Annotated in this window: 18 protein-coding genes; 3 read left to right on the top strand and 15 right to left on the bottom strand. The window is 34.1% G+C overall.

Going from position 1 to position 21,638, the window contains the following annotated elements:
• Nucleotides 1-119: 119 nt before the first annotated feature.
• The 7 genes from AACZ49_RS01595 to AACZ49_RS01565 all read right to left on the bottom strand — a co-directional run bounded on the left by AACZ49_RS01595 (nucleotide 120) and on the right by AACZ49_RS01565 (nucleotide 5,211).
• Nucleotides 120-542 (bottom strand): putative zinc-binding metallopeptidase, encoded by a 423-nt coding sequence (locus AACZ49_RS01595; protein ID WP_339650890.1) that lies wholly within the window; start codon nucleotides 540-542, stop codon nucleotides 120-122.
• Between the two features lie 40 nt (nucleotides 543-582).
• On the bottom strand, nucleotides 583-807 hold the full coding sequence (locus AACZ49_RS01590; protein ID WP_339650887.1) for a putative zinc-binding metallopeptidase: 225 nt from the start codon (nucleotides 805-807) through the stop codon (nucleotides 583-585).
• Nucleotides 808-942: 135 nt separating this feature from the next.
• The gene (locus tag AACZ49_RS01585; protein ID WP_339650885.1) at nucleotides 943-1,182 is read right to left on the bottom strand and encodes a zinc-ribbon domain-containing protein; all 240 of its coding nucleotides are present in this window, start codon (nucleotides 1,180-1,182) and stop codon (nucleotides 943-945) included.
• A 36-nt stretch (nucleotides 1,183-1,218) separates the two neighbouring features.
• Nucleotides 1,219-2,061: a pseudouridine synthase gene (locus AACZ49_RS01580; protein WP_339650883.1), complete on the bottom strand. Its 843-nt coding sequence runs from the start codon at nucleotides 2,059-2,061 to the stop codon at nucleotides 1,219-1,221.
• A gap of 75 nt (nucleotides 2,062-2,136) precedes the next feature.
• Complete coding sequence (locus tag AACZ49_RS01575) at nucleotides 2,137-3,042, bottom strand: geranylgeranylglycerol-phosphate geranylgeranyltransferase (RefSeq protein WP_339650880.1); 906 nt, start codon at nucleotides 3,040-3,042, stop codon at nucleotides 2,137-2,139.
• A gap of 12 nt (nucleotides 3,043-3,054) precedes the next feature.
• Nucleotides 3,055-3,993 (bottom strand): mevalonate kinase, encoded by a 939-nt coding sequence (locus tag AACZ49_RS01570; protein ID WP_339650877.1) that lies wholly within the window; start codon nucleotides 3,991-3,993, stop codon nucleotides 3,055-3,057.
• A gap of 135 nt (nucleotides 3,994-4,128) precedes the next feature.
• Nucleotides 4,129-5,211, bottom strand: a complete 1,083-nt coding sequence (locus AACZ49_RS01565; RefSeq protein ID WP_339650875.1) for a diphosphomevalonate decarboxylase — start codon at nucleotides 5,209-5,211, stop codon at nucleotides 4,129-4,131.
• 81 nt (nucleotides 5,212-5,292) lie between these two features.
• Here AACZ49_RS01565 and AACZ49_RS01560 point away from each other — a divergent pair, with 81 nt between their 5' ends.
• Nucleotides 5,293-5,766: a TspO/MBR family protein gene (locus AACZ49_RS01560; protein ID WP_339650872.1), complete on the top strand. Its 474-nt coding sequence runs from the start codon at nucleotides 5,293-5,295 to the stop codon at nucleotides 5,764-5,766.
• A 23-nt stretch (nucleotides 5,767-5,789) separates the two neighbouring features.
• On the opposite strand, the gene AACZ49_RS01555 is transcribed toward AACZ49_RS01560, so the two are convergent.
• The 7 genes from AACZ49_RS01555 to AACZ49_RS01525 are packed head-to-tail and all read right to left on the bottom strand — an operon-like array spanning nucleotide 5,790 to nucleotide 14,249.
• Nucleotides 5,790-6,335, bottom strand: coding sequence for a DUF1697 domain-containing protein (locus AACZ49_RS01555; RefSeq protein ID WP_339650869.1), 546 nt, complete (start codon nucleotides 6,333-6,335; stop codon nucleotides 5,790-5,792).
• On the bottom strand, nucleotides 6,335-7,612 hold the full coding sequence (locus AACZ49_RS01550) for an NAD(P)/FAD-dependent oxidoreductase (RefSeq protein ID WP_339650866.1): 1,278 nt from the start codon (nucleotides 7,610-7,612) through the stop codon (nucleotides 6,335-6,337). The genes AACZ49_RS01555 and AACZ49_RS01550 overlap by 1 nt, the downstream gene beginning before the upstream one ends.
• Nucleotides 7,612-8,301: a glycerophosphodiester phosphodiesterase family protein gene (locus AACZ49_RS01545; protein WP_339650863.1), complete on the bottom strand. Its 690-nt coding sequence runs from the start codon at nucleotides 8,299-8,301 to the stop codon at nucleotides 7,612-7,614. Before AACZ49_RS01545 ends, AACZ49_RS01550 begins: the two co-directional genes overlap by 1 nt.
• Nucleotides 8,302-8,360: 59 nt before the next feature.
• The gene (locus AACZ49_RS01540) at nucleotides 8,361-10,136 is read right to left on the bottom strand and encodes an alpha-amylase family glycosyl hydrolase (protein WP_339650860.1); all 1,776 of its coding nucleotides are present in this window, start codon (nucleotides 10,134-10,136) and stop codon (nucleotides 8,361-8,363) included.
• 42 nt (nucleotides 10,137-10,178) lie between these two features.
• The gene (locus tag AACZ49_RS01535) at nucleotides 10,179-12,488 is read right to left on the bottom strand and encodes a glycoside hydrolase family 65 protein (RefSeq protein WP_339650857.1); all 2,310 of its coding nucleotides are present in this window, start codon (nucleotides 12,486-12,488) and stop codon (nucleotides 10,179-10,181) included.
• A gap of 56 nt (nucleotides 12,489-12,544) precedes the next feature.
• The gene (pgmB, locus tag AACZ49_RS01530; protein ID WP_091620691.1) at nucleotides 12,545-13,213 is read right to left on the bottom strand and encodes a beta-phosphoglucomutase; all 669 of its coding nucleotides are present in this window, start codon (nucleotides 13,211-13,213) and stop codon (nucleotides 12,545-12,547) included.
• Between the two features lie 13 nt (nucleotides 13,214-13,226).
• Nucleotides 13,227-14,249 carry a LacI family DNA-binding transcriptional regulator gene (locus tag AACZ49_RS01525; RefSeq protein ID WP_091620694.1) on the bottom strand — a complete coding sequence of 341 codons (1,023 nt, stop codon included), beginning with the start codon at nucleotides 14,247-14,249 and terminating at the stop codon, nucleotides 13,227-13,229.
• 323 nt (nucleotides 14,250-14,572) lie between these two features.
• Between AACZ49_RS01525 and AACZ49_RS01520 the strand changes: the two genes are divergently transcribed.
• Nucleotides 14,573-17,695: a SusC/RagA family TonB-linked outer membrane protein gene (locus AACZ49_RS01520; RefSeq protein ID WP_339650854.1), complete on the top strand. Its 3,123-nt coding sequence runs from the start codon at nucleotides 14,573-14,575 to the stop codon at nucleotides 17,693-17,695.
• Nucleotides 17,696-17,714: 19 nt separating this feature from the next.
• Nucleotides 17,715-19,325 (top strand): RagB/SusD family nutrient uptake outer membrane protein, encoded by a 1,611-nt coding sequence (locus AACZ49_RS01515; RefSeq protein WP_091620700.1) that lies wholly within the window; start codon nucleotides 17,715-17,717, stop codon nucleotides 19,323-19,325.
• Nucleotides 19,326-19,837: 512 nt separating this feature from the next.
• Here the strand turns inward: AACZ49_RS01515 and AACZ49_RS01510 are convergent.
• Entirely contained in the window at nucleotides 19,838-21,490 is a 1,653-nt protein-coding gene (locus AACZ49_RS01510) for a solute:sodium symporter family transporter (RefSeq protein WP_091620702.1), read from the bottom strand.
• Nucleotides 21,491-21,638: the final 148 nt, after the last annotated feature.

The following is a 21,638-nucleotide window of genomic DNA, read 5'->3' as shown; positions in this document are numbered from 1 at the left end:
GTGACTATTAATTTTAAAATAGGAAACCTTTACGAGCACTAAAATAATGTTACCTAAAGTATTTTAGGTAGAGCATAAATCACGGCTTTTCCAAAACAAAAGAACTCTATTTTAAAAATTTAGATGTCCTTTAACAGGTTATGAATAAACCCTATTTTTTTCTTTACAGGTTCTGTAATAATAAATGGATAAAGGTCATTTTCTCCCATTGACCTATTCATGCCATTTAAGGCATATAAAAGCGGTATACCAGTATCCATTATTTTATTAAAACTAGTTTCCTTATAAGGGTTAAAACTAGCGTTCATTTTTAAACTTTCTGGCGATGAAATCTTGGGATCGGTTTGCATTCCAAAATTATAGGCCGTCTCTAAAACATCGATTAAATGAAGATAATGAGACCATGTTTCTGCCCAATCTTCCCAAGGGTGGGAAGTTGCATATTTGCTTATAAAACTTTGTTGCCAATTAGATTTGGGTCCGTTTTCGTAATGTCTTTGTAATGCGTCAGCATATGATTCCGATTCATCACCAAAAAACACCTCTAAAATTCTTTAAAACCTGCTCATTATCACGAATTAATTAATCCCAATAATAATGACCAACCTCATGCCTAAAATGACCCAATAAGGTTCTATAGCGTTCAGCCATCTGTTTTTTAACTTTCTCGCGCACTACTGGATCAGCTTCTGAAATCAGAAGAGTTATGACACCATTGGCATACCCTTTCTTAATATCTTTTGATGCTTTTACAAGGTCATCTTTAGATAAAAAATCAAAACACAAACCGTTTTGTTCATCGTTCATTTTACTAATGACCGGTAGCCTGAATTGCAATAATTGATATACTAACCTATGTTAGGCAAGTTCAATATACTTCCATTTTTCTGAATTTTCATCATCTAATAATTGAGGGATTGTCCTGTTTAACGAACAAGCTAGTCAAATCTCTGCTTTTTGACCAGTTTCAACCAACCAATTGCACACATCGTGTTTATGGTTTTCGCAATAAACATATGTTTTATTCTCAAGACTAGGTAATTGCCATTGAGATACATTTGTATCTAATGAAACAATCGCATTGAAATAAGAGGGGTAACCTAAAAAATAGCTGCAATTTACACACGTATGATTTTCGAAAACAACCGTATCCTTACAGTTACTGCATTGAAATAGTTTCATATTGCCTTTTGCCCTTCATTAGACAAGGACAATATATTATTTAATCATTTTAAGGTTTATCACCTCTTGGGCGGTCAAATATCGCCAATGCCCTCTTGGCAAATCTTTTTTAGTTAGACCACCATAAACAACTCTATCAGATTTTTGAACTTTGTAACCTAAAGTTTCAAATAAACGTTCTACAATTTTACTCCTAGAACTAAAAATTTCAATACCTACTTCTCGTTTAGGAGCATCGGCGATAAAACTTATATCTTGAACACGAACTACCTTTTCATCTACAATTACTCCCTCTTGAATTTTCTTCAAATCGGCACTACGTAATTCTAAATCCAATACTAAATGATATATCTTACGCATACCATTTATTGGACTTTTCAAGGTCTTGGTCATACTACCATCATTCGTAAACAAAAGTAAACCAGTATGTTCTTTTTCTAACTTATCAACTGGTAGTAATTTTGACTTAGATGCACTTGATATTAACCCAGATACATGCCTTCTACCTTTTTCGTCACGTATAGTAGTTACAAAATCTTTTGGCTTATTTAGTAGTACATATTCTTTCTTAACAGGGTTCAATAATTGTCCGTCGAACTTCACCTCATCTGTCAACTTTACTTTATAACCCATCTCAATGATTGGCTTACCATTAACAGTCACATTACCTGCGGCAATATAGATATCAGCATCTCTACGCGAACAAACACCAGAGTTAGCTACATATTTATTAAGTCGAATAGAATTTGGGTCTGACGGTTTGCTTGGAGTTACATTTTTCTTGATAGGAGCATTGCCACGTGCATAGCTCTTCTTTTTGAAATTACCCCCTTGTCTACCCGAAGATTTTTTCTCTCTACTAGAATCATCCCTATTCATAATTGTACCTATTTTGCACAAAGGTAGGAAATTGCATTGCCGTTCAAATAGTTATATTGAACATATTCACAAGAACTATAGTATTCTATTTAATACTAGGTTTACGTCAATCAATAAAATACTGAAAACTCCCACCACAATTATCAGTTTTAAAATATTATGCAACCAAACATAATCTTTTTTAGTTTCTGCCCTCGAAAGTAGAAAAATAAATAGTACCAATAATAATACACATATAGAGAAATAAAAATTCATATAACCTACATCGAACTTAAAAATAAGAAGAAGTGACGGTAGTAGAGTTAACAACACTAAAAGAGTTATACTAATTTTAGAAGTTTTTGCCCCGTAAATAATAGGGATAGTTCTATAATTTTGCGCAATATCTCCTGAAAGATTCTCTAAATCTTTTATCATTTCACGTGCTAAAATCAAAAGAAATAGAAAGATGGCATGAACAAATATTACCGCTTCAAAATTTCGATAGTATACAAATACAACAAAAAAGGGAGTAATTGCTAAAGTTGCCGATATGAAATTCCCCAATAAAGGAATTCTTTTCAATTTATGGGAATAGAGCCAGATACCAAAAATATAGGAAGAGAAAAAGAATACCGCCCTAAACGAAACATAACTAGCTACAATTACAGCCAGAAAGTTTAACACAAAATAGGTCGTTAATTTAAACCGCTGGCTAACCAAACGATCAAGCATACTCTTTCTAGGCTTATTAATTAAATCCTTTTCCGCATCATAGAAATTATTAATAATGTAGCCACCAGCGATTACCATTGCTGAAGAAATAACGATGGCGAATAAATTAACATCAAAAACAACTTGTCGTAATGGTAGTTTTGGCGATAAAATATAAATGGATGCCAAGTATTGAGCCAAGGCGATAACAAGAATATTATATCCTCTAACCACCGAAAAAAGACTCAATACCTTTAAAAGTAAGAGTTTGTTTTTCCTATTAAACATTTTAGAAATTTCCTAGAAATTATAAACTACTTCAAGTTTGTAGTCTTTAAGTGCAGTTTTCGCCTTTTCAAAATCTTCTGTAAAACCAAGAATATACCCACCACCACCAGAGCCACAAAGCTTCAGGTAATAATCATTGGTATCGATGCCATTTTTCCATAACTCGTGAAATTTAGCTGGTATCATTGGTTTAAAGTTATCTAAAACAACATGAGATAGTTGTTTTAAATTCCCAAATAAAGACTGAAAATTGCCATTGACAAAATCTTCAACACAAGCATCGGTATGTTTTATGAACTGATTCTTTAACATCTTTCGAAAACCATCGTTCTTCATCTGCTCCATAAAAATCTGAACCATCGGTGCAGTTTCGCCAACTATGCCACTATCCAATAAAAATACAGCTCCTTTTCCTTCCGAGTTTTGTGAAGGTATACTCGTAGATTCAATATTATCTTTAGAATTAATAAGTATAGGCAAACTTAAATAACTGTTTAAAGGGTCAAGACCAGAAGATTTACCATGAAAAAAAGATTCCATTTTACCGAAAATAGCCTTCAATTTCAATAATTTTTCCCTAGTCAAATTTTCTAAGACCGTTATTTTATCATATGCATATTTATCATAGATCGCTGCTACTAGCGCACCACTACTACCCACACCATAACCCTGCGGTATTGAGCTATCAAAATACATACCGTCCGCTACATCAGCTTTCAGCAGATCTAAATCAAAAGAAACCAAACTAGGTTCTTTTTTAGTTAGCTTTTTAAGATAGACAGCAAAAGCTTCTAAACTTTCGTTAGACTTCATTGCTTCTTTTGAAGCTTTTGCATTTGATTTTAGCGCTCCTTTATAAAAATTATAAGGTATAGATAATCCTTTTGAATCTTTTATGATACCGTACTCCCCGAAGAGAAGAATTTTGGAATAAAACAGTGGTCCTTTCATTTTAAAAACTGGGCAATTATCAAATGTTACTTATAAATATACGCAAAGTTGAACGTTTCCTCTTTTTTTGTTGAACAAAATAATTGAATCGCTCTTTTACTAACGAAAATTTGAACGCTATCGTACATAAACAACTTACAACTTCTTAGCACCCAGACCTATTCGGTCACAAATATACTGCCCATTTTGACAAAATGGAACCAACTTTTCTTTTATAAATGGAAAAACAATATTTTTTTCACCCTCAGGATACAACACATGCACATTTGCACCTGCATCTAGCGTAAAACAAACATGGGTTTTAGATTGCTCTCTAAATTTCCAAATACTATTTATTATAGATAGCGTATTCGGCTTCATAAGAATAAAATATGGATTACTGGTCATCATCATAGCGTGTAACGTAAGTGCTTCACTTTCAACAATGCTTATAAAATCAACTAAATTGCCATTTGAAAAAACAGCCTTTAATTTACCTAAATTAGTATCCGCTTGAGCAAATCTGTTTACAGCATAAGGGTGACCATGCATTAATTCATGCCCAACAGTACTACTCACTTGTTTTTCACCTTTGTCAACTAATAAAATGGTGTCGTGATAATTCTTAAATATTGGATGAACATCATAAGGATACTTAATTCCATAAAAATTTGAACTACCTTTTATTACTTTGCTTTCTCCCCATTGCACCAAAGGCCCTTCGATACTACGACATGCACTACCAGAACCTAATCGAGATAAAAATGAGACTTTTCTATTAAAATACTCCACGGTCATATTTTTAACAAATGACCTTTCCATTTCCATAAAACAAAGTGCTAATGCAGACATACCACTAGCAGACGATGCAATTCCGCTGCTATGTGGAAAAGTATTTGATGTATTTATGACAAAATGATAATCTTTCAAAAAAGGTAAATACACTTCTATTCTCTTTAAAAAAGTATTGATTTTTGGCTTAAACTCTTCCTTCTCTTGCCCTTCAAATAAAAAATCAAAAGAAAACTCACCATTGCTACCCTCTCTTTTTTTAAAGTGAACTTTAGTTTTTGTCGCACAAGCGGCCAATGTAAAACTGATAGACGGATTCGCCGGAATTTGATTTTCTCTTTTACCCCAATACTTCACTAAAGCAATATTACTAGGTGAAGAATAAGTCACTACCCCTTCTTCTTTCAATGTTGTATAGGAAACTGAAGTGAAATCTTTTTCTGTCATTGAAATTTTAATTTGTGCAAAGATAGTTTTTAGGGCTATCAATTAAAATTAATCCTTATTTTAGAGCTAAACACCAACTGATTGAAAAGAAAACTAACCTATATTATTATCGGAATTGCCTTATGTTCTATCATAGGATTTCTTAGTAGCGTTGTTACTCAAAGTTCAGTGAATGGTTGGTATATGGCTCTGAATAAACCGAGTTTTAATCCACCAAATTGGATATTCGCTCCTGTATGGACCGTCCTTTACATTTTAATGGGTATTTCTTTTGGCTTAGTCTGGTCAAAAGGATTTCATCATAAATGGGTGAAAACCGGACTGTACCATTTTGGTTTCCAATTATTATTAAATGGTTTATGGAGTATCGTATTCTTTGGATTACAACAACCCTTCTTGGGCCTTTTGGTAATTTTAACCTTATTAGTGATTCTAATATTAACTATAAAATGGTTTAAGGTGGTGAGCAAAGTAGCAGCCATTTTATTGATACCCTATTTACTTTGGGTATGTTTCGCTACAGTATTAAACTATAAAATATGGGAGTTGAATTAAAAAAAAATCTTCTTCTACAATTACTAATTACATAATTCTTGCAATTTATTCAAAGTCCTATAATTTCTGGTTGTTGCTAAAACTTTCAACTTACGCTCAATTAAATTATTATTCAATTTTGCCTTACCATAACCTAAAGCACACTTTAAATATAAACAATTATCAACTACTGCGTATTGTTCGTTCTCAAATGTTTCTTGGCTTAAATTTTCAAGTAATTCAATCGCAGGAAAGCTATTTAGTAGCACAAAATATATTCTATTTGCCGTTATATCATCCTGAGAAACAAACGGATTTTTCTCAATAATTCGACTCAAGCCATCAATAGTTTTTACAATTATCGGAACATCAAAATCAAAGTATTTTTGAATTTCATCATGTAATATATTCGCTAAATGATCTGTTTTAGCTATCGAACTTTTAAAAATAATATTTCCACTTTGAATATAGGTTTTAACATCTTGTAAATTCAATCTTTCACAAATAGCCCTAAGTTCTTCCATGGGAACTTTTCTTTTTCCACCAACATTTATACCACGTAAAAAGGTAACATAAGTTATTAGTTCCATTATAGATCTTTATTTAATTCTTCGACTACACCTTTAGCAGCTATAAAACCACCTGTCCATGCATTTTGAAAATTGAAGCCTCCCGTAATAGCATCAATATTTATAATTTCACCTGCGAAATATAAGTTTGATAAAACTTTACTTTGATAGGTCTTAAAATTAATTTCTTTCAAATCTATACCACCTGCAGTCACAAATTCTTCCTTAAAAGTACTTTTCCCATTTACTTGAAAAACACTTGCTGTTAATTGTTCTGCCAACGCCAATAGTTGTTGCTTAGAAACCTCAGGCCAAGTTGTACTATCTTGAATATTTGAAGCTTTAATCAAATTTGCCCACAATCGCTTGGGAATATCTAATACCTTAGTTCTAAGAACCGTCTTTTTCTCATCTTGTTTAACTTTTAGAAACAGCTCTAAAAGACCATCCTTATGATATTCTGGCACCCAATTTACTTGAATCTTGAATTGATAATTGTATTGTTCTAAAACTCTTGCTCCCCATGCTGATAGTTTTAAAATAGCCGGACCACTGACGCCCCAATGTGTAATTAAAAGAGGCCCTTCTGAAATTAGACTAGCAGTTTCTAATTTTGACTTTTTAGAACTTACACCATGCTTTTTTTTAGGCATAACAGTAACCTCGGCATGCGTTGCCAAACCTGGGATACCCGAAATACGGTCATCTTTAATATTAAAAGTGAAAAGTGAAGGTACCGGTGGAACAATGGTATGGCCTAATTCTTCCATTTGCTTCCAGATTTTTGGATTGCTGCCCGTGGCTAGAATTAAGTTTTTTGCCAATAGAAAATTTTCTGCGATTTTAACTCTCCATAAGGTATCGTCCTTTTGTTGAATTTGTTCCATTCCACTTACAGGACAAAGTGTTTTAACCTCTATTCCTAACCGTTCTGTTTCAGATATAAAACAATCGATAATAGTTTGTGAAGAATTACTTACCGGAAACATTCTGCCGTCTTCTTCAATTTTTAAAGAAACGCCTCGTTCCTCAAAAAACCCAACAGTATCGCCACTAGCATAGGTATGAAATGGACCTAACAGCTCTTTTTCACCTCTTGGGTAATTCTTGTTCAACTCTTTAGGGTCGAATTCTGCGTGGGTTACATTACAACGCCCACCCCCAGATATTTTTACTTTGGTAAGTACTTCCTTACCTCGTTCTAGAATTGCAATTTTAGTGTTCGTCCTAGCCTCTGCAATATGAATTGCAGCATAAAAACCTGCAGCACCACCACCAATTACTAGAACATCATACATTAATTTATACGTTCAGGGAAATTAGTAATGATACCATCAACTGCTATTTTCTTCATAGCATCGATATCTTCAAGTTCATTGACCGTCCAAGTATATATTTTAAAACCGGCATCATGTATCTGATCGGCTACTTCTAAATCTAATTTTTTGAAATATGGATTAATTGCAACTGCTTTCAGTTCCTTCGCCGTAGGGATAGCATCTATAGGATTTTCTTCTGTTAGAACTGCAATTGCCACATCTGGATTTAATCTTCTCATTTCCTTTAACTCATCCCAATTAAAACTGGAAATAATAAAATTCTCTGGCGACCAATTTTTTTTATTTATATAATAATTCATAATATAATTGACCTTATCTGCAGTACCGGCACCTTTCAATTCTATATTTAAAGCTACCTTATTATCGATTAGCCTTAACACATCCTGCAACATGGGAATTTGATGTCCACCATCTACAATCAGTTTTCTCAATTCAATAATATTATACCCTTCAATACTTCCTGGACCGTTGGTAAGTCTATCGACGGTATTATCATGAAAAACTACAATCTCTCCACTTTTGATCTTAAAAACATCTATTTCAATCATGTCAACACCTAAATCCATCGCTTTTTGAATTGATGGCAAGGTATTCTCAGTTTCATGCCCCATGGCACCCCTATGACCAATAACCAAAGTTTTTTTCATATCGCAGGACAATAAAGAGAAACAAATAAATAATAATGTAATTCTACTAAACATGTGTTTTATAATTTTAATTCAAAAATAAAGGATTCCAATGGATTTAGAACGATTGATATATGACCTTCACCATTCTCAATTCTTAATGAATTTGTTTGACCATAAAGAACATCATTCAGCTCATAAGCACCTTGGTTCAATTGCCATTTATTAATAATATCTACAGGTATTTTCAAGTCAAAAGAGCAATGCACATTTGCATCAAAATTAGAGATGATAATTAACTTTTGATTCTCAGACCAACGTACGTAAGATAGCACTCTATGATTATAATTCTCTGTAATTTCTTTATTGTAAAAATGTATTTCTCTATAGGCTCCCATTAACGCTTCACTGTTAATCGTGAAATTCAATAGTCTTTTATAAAAATCACGTAATGCAACTTCTTGTGGCTTTAATTGCCCACCATCAAACTTCTTGTCATTTACCCAACGCTGATGATTAGGAACGCCTACATAGTCAAATATAGAAGTTCGTGAAGCACTACCGAAACCTGCATTCTCTGCCGCTGGCTCACCTACTTCTTGCCCAAAATAGATCATAGTTGGCGAAGTACTAATCGTAGCTGAAACTACCATTGCGGGTTTTCCTATTTCTGGGTTGCCAACGAATTCAGGACTGGCTATTCGCTGTTCATCATGGTTCTCTAGAAAATGCAACATGTTATGCTCAATATCTTTTAATCCATTTTGCACCACTGGTAAATGGTCTGTCCAACCATAGCCTTTCATAATATGCTTTAACCCATCATAAAAATCAACCTTATCATATAAATAGTCCATTTTACCTTTACGAATGTAGGCTCTATATAAATCTGGATTGTAAACCTCGGCCATAATAAAGGCATCGGGATTTTCCATTTTTATGGATGAATTCATAAAGCTCCAAAATTCTACAGGAACCATTTCGGCCATATCGTACCTGAACCCATCAACTCCCATCTTCAGCCAATACAAGGCCACATCCCTGAATTTTCTCCATGAACTTGGCACTATTTTATTCTTCCAATAATTGTAATGCTCTTTATAATCCAGCTCACCATAATCATTGGGCAGCATGTCAAAATCTAAAACCCCATCTGGTCTTACTCCATAATTGATACGAACTGTCTCATACCAGTCGTTAATATCGGGTTGTGGACTTCTTGAACCATTACCAGTCCATTTTGCTGGCACTTCAATCAACTTGGAATCTGGCAGATTTATAGTCTCACCACCTAAAGGCTTATAGCCATCTCTCCATTCAGGAGTTTGAAATTCCGCACCTGGTATATAATAGTAGTTGTTATCCTTTTGGTACTCTACCGAAGTATCATCACCAAAACCAAAATCAGACACCCCTTTTGGGTTGGTCTTACCTTCATATCGTCTTGCAACATGATTAGGCACAATATCTATAATGACTTTCATGCCCGCCTTATGAGTGCGATCAAGTAAAGATTTGAACTCTTTTAATCTTTTGGATGGGTCATTTGCTAAATCTGGGTTAACATTGTAATAGTCTTTAACAGCGTATGGTGACCCAGCCCGGCCTTTTACCACGTTTGGATCGTCATTAGAAATACCATATTGCGTATAATCATTTATAACTGCATGATGCGGAATACCAGTATACCAAATATGCGTTATTCCTAAATCTTTAATTTCATCTAATGCCTTTTTAGTGAAATCGGAAAATTTACCAACCCCGTTTTCTTCAATAGTACCCCAAGGTTTATTGTTGGTATTGGTATTTCCAAAAAGTCTAGTGAACACATGATAAATAACAATCTTCTTATTCATTCGTCTATTTTGGTATTCTACTATTTACGTTTGATAATTTCATCATAGGGATACAGTAGCTATCTCATCTGGAAACAACTCTACTTTCTTGCCATTGACTCGGATAGATACTTCTTTAGAACCTGACAATTCGAAGGTTGTCGTTTTAGCAGTAACATTGACTTTTATAATACGATTTCGGAAATTCACCTTAAACGAATATCCTTTCCACTGGTTTGGTATCTGAGGTTTAAACGATAGTTTGTCGTCTATAACGCGCATACCACCAAAACCTTCAACAATACTCATCCAGGTACCAGCCATTGAAGTAATATGTAGCCCTTCTTCTACTTCTTTATTATAGTCATCTAGATCTAACCTCGATGTTCTTAAATAGAAATTATAAGCTTGCTCCATTCTACCAAGTTTTGCTGCCTGAATACTATGCACACAAGGTGATAACGAAGATTCGTGAACGGTAAAGGGTTCATAAAAATCAAAATGCTTTTCAAGATCTTCCAATGAAAAGTCGTCTTCGAAAAAGTAGAAACCTTGCAAAACGTCTGCTTGTTTTATATAAGGTGATCTTAGAATTCTATCCCAGCTCCATTTTTGATTGATAGGTCTATCGGTTTTTGGCAAATCATCGACTTTGACCAAATCTTTATCTAAAAAACCGTCTTGTTGCAAAAACACGCCAAATTCCTTTGAATATGGAAAGTACATATTATCAGCAACATTCTTCCATTTATCACATTCCCTATCCGTAAGCTTTGTCTTCCCTATAATTCTATGGTAATCATCAGGATATCCATTTTTGACCTTTGTTAATTGTGTCAACGTATAATTGATACACCATTTGGCCAAGTAATTTGTATACCAATTATTGTGTACGTTATTCTCGTACTCGTTTGGTCCAGTGACACCTAACATTACGTACTTGTTCTTGTCTTTTGAAAAGTTAACCCGTTGATGCCAGAACCTAGCTATACCAATTAACACTTCTAAACCCATTTCGGGTATATAGCTATAATCGCCAGTATATCTATAATAGTTATAAATAGCAAAGGCAATAGCCCCATTTCTATGAATTTCCTCAAAGGTGATTTCCCACTCATTGTGACATTCTTCACCGTTCATGGTTACCATTGGATATAATGCGGCACCATTTGAAAAGCCAAGTTTGGTTGCGTTAGCTATGGCTTTCTCTAAATGATTATAACGATATTTCAATAATTTTCTGGCTACTTTATCATCTTTGGTAGCCATATAAAAAGGAATACAATATGCTTCAGTATCCCAATAGGTGCTACCACCATATTTTTCTCCTGTAAATCCTTTTGGGCCAATATTTAATCTCGAATCTGTACCCAAGTAGGTTTGGTTCAATTGAAATATATTGAACCGAATACCTTGTTGCGCCTTTACATCGCCTTCAATAACAATGTCACTCATTTCCCAAATTGAAGCCCAAGCTTCTTTTTGTTTTTGCAGCAAACCATCAAATCCAACAGAGGAAACTTTATCTAAAGTATCATTCGCTACATTTACCAATTTATTTGCATCATGATTTCTTGTTACCGTATAACCTCCAAATTTGGTTAATGTTAAGATTTCATCTGCTTTTACATTTTGTTCAAATTTTAAGGAAACATATGTTTCAGACTTATCACCTTGCAGAGCAGGTACTTCTTTACCATTATAATTAAGAGTCGCCTGCATAAATGTACAGGTCTCAAAATTTGTCTTCATGGTGTGCGCTTCTATAAAAGCACGATTTTGAGATACATTTACATTAGTGGTGTTCCAAAATTTATCGTCCCAATTGCTATCTTCATTAGTAATACCGCTATCTAAAAAAGGTTCGAAAGCAATTTTAGCATCTGCCTTAATTACTTTAATTGAGTATGAAATAGCGCCCACTTCATCAATATCTAAACTTAAAAAACGCTTAACGACTACTTCTATTTCAACATTGTTCGAAGAAACCGCCTGAAACGTTCTGGTATAAATACCTTCTTTCATATTCAGCTCCCTTTTGAAGCCTGATACCTTTTTACATGTTGCCAAATCAAACTCTGTATCGTCTATATAGATTTTGATACCAATCCAATTTGGTGCGTTCAATACTTTAGCGAAATATTCCGGATAGCCGTTTTTCCACCAACCTACTCGGGTTTTATCTGGATAATATACTCCCGCAATATAACTTCCTTGAAAAGTTTCGCCAGAATAACTTTCTTCAAAATTAGCTCTCTGACCCATTGCACCATTACCGATACTAAAAATGCTCTCAGAAGATTTTACATTTTCTTTATCAAAACCTTCCTCAATGATGCACCACTTATCTGCTTTTATATAATCTTGATTCATTAATTTAATGTTGAATTGAAATCAAAAATAATAGAACTATTTATAGATAGCCTAAATTATTTATTTTGATTATTGTTTAGAAGTGATTCCAAAAAACTATCACTTATTTCTGTGAAATCTTTAAAATTATAGTCGGCTTCATCAAGTATATTAGAATCACCAATACCTATACTAGTCATTTTTGCGCTATTTGCCGCCTGTATACCTGCAACGGCATCTTCAAAAACAACACATGAACTCGCATTTACGCCTAAATTATTAGCCGCAATCAAAAATACCTCAGGATCAGGTTTTGCCTTTGTTACACTATTGCCATCTACAATAGTATCGAAATATGATAATAAATTTACTTTCTCTAAAATTGGTCTAGCATTCTTACTTGCAGATCCTAACGCGATTGGGATGTTTTTTTTCTTTAAATATTCAAGCACTCTAGGTACATCAGGAAGTATTTCTTTGGAATCCATCTTATCTATGTAAGCCAAATAATCTATATTCTTATTTATCATCCAAGTATCAAATTGCTCTTGTGTCGCTTTAATTTTACCAATATCCAATAAAATTTCTAAGCACCTTTTTCTACTTACCCCTTTAAAGAGTTCGTTTTGTTCCTTTGAAAATTCAAAACCTAATTCATTGGCTAATTTTCTCCAAGCCAAGTAATGGTATTTAGCCGTATCTACAATAACACCATCTAAATCAAAAATAAATCCCACTTTTTCCATAATCACAAAAGTATTAATTGATTGATGAACCTCGCTTTATTAATGTGGCATTTATTACTTCTGTTTTAAAAGGTTCTTCAACTTCATCTAACCACTCCATACGATCAATTAGTAATTTAGCAGCTGTTTCACCCATTAATTCACCGTGTTGAGCAACTGTACTTAATCTAGGGACGGAAAATCTTGACAATATGCCATCAGTAAAACCGATTATCGAAATATCATTAGGCACATTGAAACCTAATTCCTGTATGATACTCATACATTGAATGGCAAATATCTCATTGACGCATAAAACAGCATCTACCTTATTATTTTGAAAAAATTCTGTTATGAGCATATCATTTTCCATATCATGGGATAGCGTCAGTATCAAATTTTCGTCAACTTTAAAATTATGGACTTTTAGAGCATCTAAATATCCTATTCGCCTATTTTCGCTTACATTAAAATATTTCTCTGTAGTTACTAATGCGATTCTTTTCGATCCTGCCTTAATAAAATGACCAACAGCCTCACAAGCAATTTCTGCATCGTTCAATACAACCTTATCACATTCAATTTCTGAAGTTACACGGTCAAAAAGGACAATAGGAATACCTTGATCTAATAACTCTTTCAAATGAGTGTATTCATTTTTTAATTGGGTTTCTGCACTTAAGGAAAGAATAAAACCATCTATACTACCATTTGCTAACATCTCCATGTTAATGACTTCCTTCTCGTTAGATTCATCTGAAATACAAACGATAACATTATACCCTTTTTCATTTGCATATTTTTCTATTCCCCTAAAAACCGTGGTAAAAAAATGATGGACAATATCAGGAATAATAACTCCAATGTTTTTTGTTCTTTTATTTTTGAGACTAAGAGCTATATTATTAGGACGATAATTATAGAATTTTGCAAAAGCTTTAATTTTATCCTTTGTATCCTTACTTATCTCCGCACTGTTTTTGAGAGCTTTAGAAACAGTTGAAATCGAAACATCCAACTCTCTAGCAATATCTTTTAACGTAATCTTTGGTTTCAAGTAATATTATTTTAAAATTTTAAGATAAGAACTTAAAATTTTCTAAAAGTCAAAAACAAAATTAAGTTCAAAATAATTAGGTTAATATACAAAATGTAATTTTTATATATTTGACAAACATTGTATATTCGCAGTAAGTAGTGCCAATATTTAACAATATTACAAATTTGACTGTTATCTTTCTGTATACTCGTAATATTTAAAAGTTATCAACACGAAACCGTTTTCGTAATAATTAAACCTTGCCTATATTCTTATCAACTCATCATTTTACATATTTTTAACAATTGAAATTAAATTAACTCAACTTAAATTAACAATTTATGAAGATTACATTCCTTAAAAGCCTGTTGGTGCTAAGTACATTTTTGTGCTTTGGACTTTCTCAGGCACAAGAAGTATCTGGAACTGTTTCAGATGCAAGTGGACCTTTACCAGGAGCAAGTGTTCTTGAAAAGGGTACTACAAATGGTACGCAAACAGATTTTGACGGTAATTACACATTGACCGCTCAAGATGGTGCAGTACTTATTGTTAGTTATATTGGCTACAAAACTCAAGAGGTAGCTATTAATGGAAGAAGTTCTATAAACTTTACTTTAGAAGAAGATGCCGAAGCTCTTGAAGAGGTAGTAATCATAGGTTATGGTACTACTACTGTAAAAGATGCTACTGGGTCTGTTACAGCTGTTACAGCAAAAGATTTTAATGGGGGTAATATTGCTTCGCCAGAACAATTGATTCAAGGTAAAACTGCTGGTGTAAACATACAAGAGACAAGTGGTGAGCCAGGAGCAGGTATCCAAATTAACATTAGAGGTTCTAATTCTGTTCGTGCGAACAACAATCCTCTATTTGTTGTTGATGGTGTTCCATTAGGTGGGGGAGATACATCTCCACAAGGTGAAACCGGTTTTGGGCAAAGTGCCGTAAAAAACCCTTTGAACTTTATTAACCCGAACGATATTGAAAGCATGAGTATCTTAAAAGATGCCTCTGCAACTGCAATCTACGGTTCTCGTGGTGCCAACGGTGTTGTTATCATTACTACCAAAAGTGGAAAGGGAAGCAGTAAAGGAGTTTTCGATTTCTCTAGTTCTTTAAGTGTAGCAACTGCAGCAAATACTTATGACCTTCTAGATGGCCCTGAATTTTTAGCTGGTGTTGCAGCTGTAGGTGGTGATGCCAATGCCGTTAATTTTGGCTCAAATACAGATTGGCAACAAGTTGTATTGAGATCAACAGCTTCTCAAAATCAAAACCTTTCTTATTCTAAAAATTATGGTAGTGGTAACGTAAGAGCTACTTTTGGTTACGGTAAGCAATTTGGTATCGTTGAAAATTCTGACTTAGAAAGAATTACAGGTAGAATTAATTTTAATCAACGATTTTTAGATGACAAATTGGTTCTTGGCCTTCAAATGTCTGTTGCTAGAATAAATGACTCTCAAGCGCCTATCAGTGCACAAGCGGGTGCAGCAGGAGATGTTTTAGGTGGTGCCTATGCAGCAAACCCAACATGGCCAGCTAGTTCTAGTTTTAATGCGGGTGGTTTAAATGTAAACCCACAAAACGCTTTAGACAATACACAGAATTTAACTAATACAGATAGGTATTTATTAAATGGTTCTGTACAGTATAATTTTACCCCAGAAATTTCAGCTAAGTTAAATGCTGGTTTAGATAAAGCAGAAGCTTCTAACACATCTGTTATCTCTAAAAATATTAATAACATAAATGGTGTATCAGGCGTTGGTCGTGGTAACTACAGTGTTTTAGAAAGAAATAATAAAACTTTTGAAGCTACTGTAAACTACAACAAAGAATTCGAAAATTCTAGTTTAGAAGCTTTAGTAGGTTTTGGTTACCAAGACTTTCAAACTTTCGGTTTCAATGCAGGAGGTAGAGGCTATAACACAGGAGATCTTAATGCAATGGGTTCTGATCTAAGAAGTGCTGTAAGTGATTTGCAAAATTCAGTAACAGGTTCTTACCAACAGGCCTATTACGCTACAAATTCTAATGGAGTTTTAATCAATAGATTATTTCCTAATGTAGTACCGCAAGAAGAATTAGGCAGAAGCCTATCAAGTTCGGTAACTTCAGTTTACACCGATGCTTTTGACAATACCGATGAGTTACAATCATTCTTCGCAAGACTTAACTACACTTTAAACAACAAATATTTGTTTACAGGTACCATGAGAGCTGATGGTTCATCTAGATTCGGACCAGAAAATCAATATGGTTATTTCCCTTCTGGAGCTTTTGCTTGGAAAATTAATGAAGAAGATTTTGTAGGCGAAAATGTTTCTACGTTAAAACTTAGATTGAGTACAGGTATCACTGGTAACCAAGATGGATTAGGATATGGAAATTTTGTTGCTAGACAACGCTTTTCTGGTTTAACAATTCAACAAAATCTTGAAATTACTCCTAATGGTACTGAAATTGTAGCAACGGATAGACCAGATTTAAAATGGGAATCTTCATTTAATATTAACGCCGGTATTGATTTTGGTTTTAATAACGATCGTTTTAGCGGTAGTTTTGATGTGTATAGAACAAAAACAACCGATGTGCTTTTACAAACGCCACCAGCGTCACCTGCTGTTGACCCTTTCCAATTCAGCAATGTTGATGCAAGTATTATCAACCAAGGGGTTGAACTTGCTTTAGCTTATGATTTCGTGCAATCGGATGATACAACTTTTTCTGCAGATTTCAACATAGCTTATAACAATAATGAAGTTCAGGATTTTGCTGGATTAATTGATACTGGAGCCGTTAACGGTCCTGGATTAACTGGAGCTTTCGCGCAACGTTTTGCTTCTGGACAATCATTATACTCATACTACCTACCTGTTTTTGAAGGTTTTGACAATGCTGGAAATCCAATCTACCAAGATGTTGATGGAAACGGTGTAGGAGACCCTTTTGGAGATAAAAAATTCGTAGGTGAAGATGCCTTACCAGATATTACGACTGGTTTAAGCTTAAATTTAAGAGTTAAAGATTTTGATGCTTCTGTATTTTTTCAAGGTCAATTTGGTTTTTCTGTTTACAATAACACAGACAATGCTTACTTCAATGCAGGCGCACTTTCAAACTCTAGAAACGTTACTCAAAATGTAATAGGTAACGGTGAAAATCCTGGAGCTTCTGCTGATGCTTCAACACGCTTTTTAGAAAAAGGAGATTTTGTACGTTTCCAAAATGCAAGTGTTGGGTATAACTTCCCATTATCTGGTGAAGGTGCTTTAGATGCTTTACGTTTCTCACTTACTGGTCAGAACTTATTTTTGATAACTGACTATAGTGGTTTAGACCCAGAGGTTACTGCTAATACAGGTGACTTAGGTTCTGGTGTTCCATCTAGGGGACTTGATTATGGTTCATACCCAAGACCAAGAACAATTACTTTTGGTATAAACGCATCATTTTAATTAAAAAAAATTGAATATCATGAAAAATAATTTTAAAATCTTAACGCTTTCTATTCTATCGTTGGTAGGGGTTACCTCCTGTACCGACTTAGAAATAGAAGAAACAGATTCGATAATTTCTGATGGCTTTCAAGGCTTAGCCGATCCATCATCTACCGTTACGAATCTATACGGTACTCTTGCTGGACAATACGCTGTGCAAGAAGATTACTTTGCCCTTCAAGAAGTAACGACAGATGAACATTTAATTCCTACCCGTGGAGGAGATTGGGGAGATAATGGCTTATGGAGAGTTATGCATACCCATGATTGGAATGGGCAACACCAATTTATAGTAAATCTATTCCAAAGATGGAATGGAAATCAACTACAAGCATCACAAATATTAGATGCTAGAAGTAATCCTAGTGCTACCAATATTGGAGATGCTAGCTTTATTAGAGCCTATAGTATGTGGGTAATTTTAGATAACTATGGCCAAGTACCTTTTAGAGATACTTCGTTACCATCATCATCGATTCCCGAAGTATTAACAGGGCAGGCTGCAGTTGATTTTATCCTAGCTGATATAGAGACAGCTATTGCTAATGCTCCTGGTACACCAGCAGCGAGCGGTGTCGCAAATGGCAGAGCTAGTAAAGCAGCTGCTAGATACTTGAAAGCTAAAGTTCTTTTAAACAAACATATTTATGTTGGTGGAGAACCACAATCAAGTGATATGGCTGAAGTTATTTCTTTAGTTGATGCAATTACCGCTGATGGTTATGCTTTGCAAGAAGGATACTTTGACCTTTTCTTACCAGATGCTGATAATGAAACTATATGGTCTTTAGAGGCCAACACTATTAACAAAATAGTTATGGGTCTTCATTACAACAACACTAGCATACAAGGTGGTGGATGGAATGGTTTCAGCACATTAGCTGAATTTTACGACCTTTTTGAAGGAGATTCAGAATTTAATGAATTAGATGCAAACCAAGAACCAGCAAATGGCCAAGAAGAGCGTAGAGGTGGTGTACCAACAAAAGGTGTTGCTTTTGCTGACCAACCTTATGCCGCTGAATTAAATGGCTATGTTAATGGTTCAAATGTTGGGTATGGCTTTCTTATCAACCAACAATATGCTCTTGACGGAACACCATTAAAAGATAGACAAGGTGCTCCTTTAACTTTCAAAAGAGAGTTTAAGGACAATTCTGGTGCAGTTAATTTCATCAACAATGATGAAACCACAGGTATTAGAGTTCAAAAATATGCAGCTAGAAACGGTGATGCTTCAATAAGTCATCAAATTGTATTTAGATATTCAGATGCACACTTAATGAAAGCTGAAGCTATGTTTAGAAGTGGTGGTGACCCTACTTCAATGATAAATGACTTAAGAACGATACGTAATACTCAACAATTGTTAGGTACTGTTTCAGCTCAAGACATTTTAGATGAAAGAGGTAGAGAATTGTATCAAGAAGCTTGGAGACGTAACGATTTAATTCGTTTCGGTCAATTTGGTAGAGACTGGTTATTTAAAGCTGAAGGCACTATTAATAATGATGATTATAATGTGTTCCCAATTCCACCAGCACAATTGCTTGCAAACCCTAATTTGGTTCAGAACCCAGGGTATTAAGAATAAATTTTGTTTAAGTTCGAAAAGGCCTCCAATAATTGGAGGCTTTTTTGTTTCCTATCTTATTTGTAACAAAATAAAAATATGGCTTTATAAATCAATGTTTTGAAAAGGATAAAAAATTGGTGCTTTACCTTTGCTTAAAAAGAATCCATAATAGCCAATCATATAAAGAATATTCAGAAAATGTATAAGACCTGAGTTCATTGCACGCTTCGCTTATATTTTTAAAATAGTAATTAATAATACACCATAAAGTAAATCCTTATTCACAATCTAACTTTAGCATAGAACTAAACTGTCACGAATAGAAAACTAGATTATCTATATTAATTAGCAAATTAAGAACACTACTTTAAGTATTTAATCGCTTATGGTACATCTGAAAATCAAAATACCCTTCAATTATTGGTAATAATTGAAGGGTATTTTGATTGCGGATAAGTCGAAATATAAGCTAAACGTTAAACAAATATGGTTAAGCTTTTTACCTTTGAAGAATAGAAATATCCCTATTTAGCAAAATAGACATAAATTCCTATTACTATACAGCAAATCAAAATTCCAACTTGATTCACATACTTATAAGGAGTAATCGAAACTTGATTTGTATACTCCAATACAAATGGTTCTTTACGTGGCCTAATCGCACCAATAATTAGCATAATTATAATGTTTGTTACGAATAATATGGCCATAATATGTAAATAATGAGGATATGCCTCAGCCTCTATTAATTTAAGTTGAGCTGGATCAGTAATTCCCGATACATTAGCTTGGGCAAGTGCCTCATCCACAAATTTATTCTTAAGCCAAAATTGACTGATTATATATAGTACTGACCCTGATAAAATTCCGATTTTTGCTGCAATAGCTGGTACTCTTTTTGTCAAGTACCCAACAACTATAATTGTAAATATTGGAATACTGTATATACCATTTATTTCCTGTAAGTAATTAAACAAACTACCTGCATTAGCAATTAATGGAGCTATAAACATAGCGGCTAATGCCAAACAGATACCGAAAATTTTTCCATATTTCACTACGGTAGATTCCGATGCTTGTTTATTTATATGTTGCTTGTATATATCTATACCAAATAGCGTTACAGAACTATTTAAAACACTATTAAATGAACTTAAAATAGCCCCGAATAAAACGGCAGCAAAAAATCCTACTAATGGTTTAGGTAATACCGCTCGCACCAATTCTGGATAAGCCAAATCACTTGTATCTAAATTACCATCAAAATAATGGTAGGCAATCATACCTGGTAAAACCAAAATTAAAGGACCCAATATTTTCAAAAATGAAGCCAAGAGTAAACCTTTTTGACCTTCAGCTAAATTTTTAGCCCCTAAAGCTCTTTGTATTATTTGTTGATTGGTTCCCCAATAAAAAAGTTGAACCAACATCATACCCGTGAAAATGGTGCTGAAAGGAACTTCTTGACCAGCGTTACCAGTAGAATCGAATCGTTCTGGATTAGTATTCACTAAAGTTTCAAGTCCGGTAAAAACGCTACCATCACCAATAGCCATTAATCCGAATATTGGAATTAACAATCCTCCTATTAACAAACCTATTGCATTGATAGAATCAGATACTGCAACAGCTTTTAACCCTCCAAAAACAGCATAAATAGAACCTATGATTCCAATTCCCCAAATACAAATAACCAACGCAGTACTATCAGAAACACCTAACAGCGTCGGCACATCGAACATACCACTTATAGCTACTGAACCAGAGTACAAAATAACCGGAAGTAAAACCACGACGTATCCTGTAAGAAATAATCCGGAAGTAAGCGTTTTTGTGGCTACATCGAATCTTTTTGCCAAAAACTGGGGCACTGTGGTAAGACCACCTTTAAGATATCTCGGCAGTAAGAATATTGCAGCGACGATTATTGCTATTGCGGCCAAGGTTTCCCAGGCCATAACTGATAATCCGTCTGTATATGCGCTACCATTTAGACCAACAATTTGCTCTGTAGATAAATTCGTAAGCAACAATGACCCAGCGATAACCCCGGCCGTTAAACTTCTTCCTCCTAGAAAATAGCCATCGGATGTTTGTTCATCGGTACTTCTTGTTGCAAAATATGAAATAACAGCTACTAAAACTGTAAAGCCTATAAAAGATAAAATCCCTATCATGTGGTCTGTTGTTGGTTAATTAGTCAAGCCTAAATATATTGGATTATTTTCATTACTTCTAAATTCAAGCTATGAAAAACTGATTATTCACAATATTCCACAAAATCTATAACGTTTTCGACAAATATTAACATCGACTTATGTAAAT

It is taken from the genome of uncultured Maribacter sp. (genome assembly GCF_963975365.1).
Lineage (GTDB): Bacteria > Bacteroidota > Bacteroidia > Flavobacteriales > Flavobacteriaceae > Maribacter.
This window is presented reverse-complemented; position numbering and strand designations above follow the sequence as displayed.

Coding starts and splice junctions, on each gene's coding strand:
- AACZ49_RS01590 (WP_339650887.1), bottom strand. CDS start 807: ATGAACGATGAACAAAACGGTTTGTGTTTTGATTTTTTATCTAAAGAT.
- AACZ49_RS01585 (WP_339650885.1), bottom strand. CDS start 1,182: ATGAAACTATTTCAATGCAGTAACTGTAAGGATACGGTTGTTTTCGAA.
- AACZ49_RS01580 (WP_339650883.1), bottom strand. CDS start 2,061: ATGAATAGGGATGATTCTAGTAGAGAGAAAAAATCTTCGGGTAGACAA.
- AACZ49_RS01575 (WP_339650880.1), bottom strand. CDS start 3,042: ATGTTTAATAGGAAAAACAAACTCTTACTTTTAAAGGTATTGAGTCTT.
- AACZ49_RS01570 (WP_339650877.1), bottom strand. CDS start 3,993: ATGAAAGGACCACTGTTTTATTCCAAAATTCTTCTCTTCGGGGAGTAC.
- AACZ49_RS01565 (WP_339650875.1), bottom strand. CDS start 5,211: ATGACAGAAAAAGATTTCACTTCAGTTTCCTATACAACATTGAAAGAA.
- AACZ49_RS01555 (WP_339650869.1), bottom strand. CDS start 6,335: ATGGAACTAATAACTTATGTTACCTTTTTACGTGGTATAAATGTTGGT.
- AACZ49_RS01550 (WP_339650866.1), bottom strand. CDS start 7,612: ATGTATGATGTTCTAGTAATTGGTGGTGGTGCTGCAGGTTTTTATGCT.
- AACZ49_RS01545 (WP_339650863.1), bottom strand. CDS start 8,301: ATGAAAAAAACTTTGGTTATTGGTCATAGGGGTGCCATGGGGCATGAA.
- AACZ49_RS01540 (WP_339650860.1), bottom strand. CDS start 10,136: ATGAATAAGAAGATTGTTATTTATCATGTGTTCACTAGACTTTTTGGA.
- AACZ49_RS01535 (WP_339650857.1), bottom strand. CDS start 12,488: ATGAATCAAGATTATATAAAAGCAGATAAGTGGTGCATCATTGAGGAA.
- pgmB (WP_091620691.1), bottom strand. CDS start 13,213: ATGGAAAAAGTGGGATTTATTTTTGATTTAGATGGTGTTATTGTAGAT.
- AACZ49_RS01520 (WP_339650854.1), top strand. CDS start 14,573: ATGAAGATTACATTCCTTAAAAGCCTGTTGGTGCTAAGTACATTTTTG.
- AACZ49_RS01515 (WP_091620700.1), top strand. CDS start 17,715: ATGAAAAATAATTTTAAAATCTTAACGCTTTCTATTCTATCGTTGGTA.
- AACZ49_RS01510 (WP_091620702.1), bottom strand. CDS start 21,490: ATGATAGGGATTTTATCTTTTATAGGCTTTACAGTTTTAGTAGCTGTT.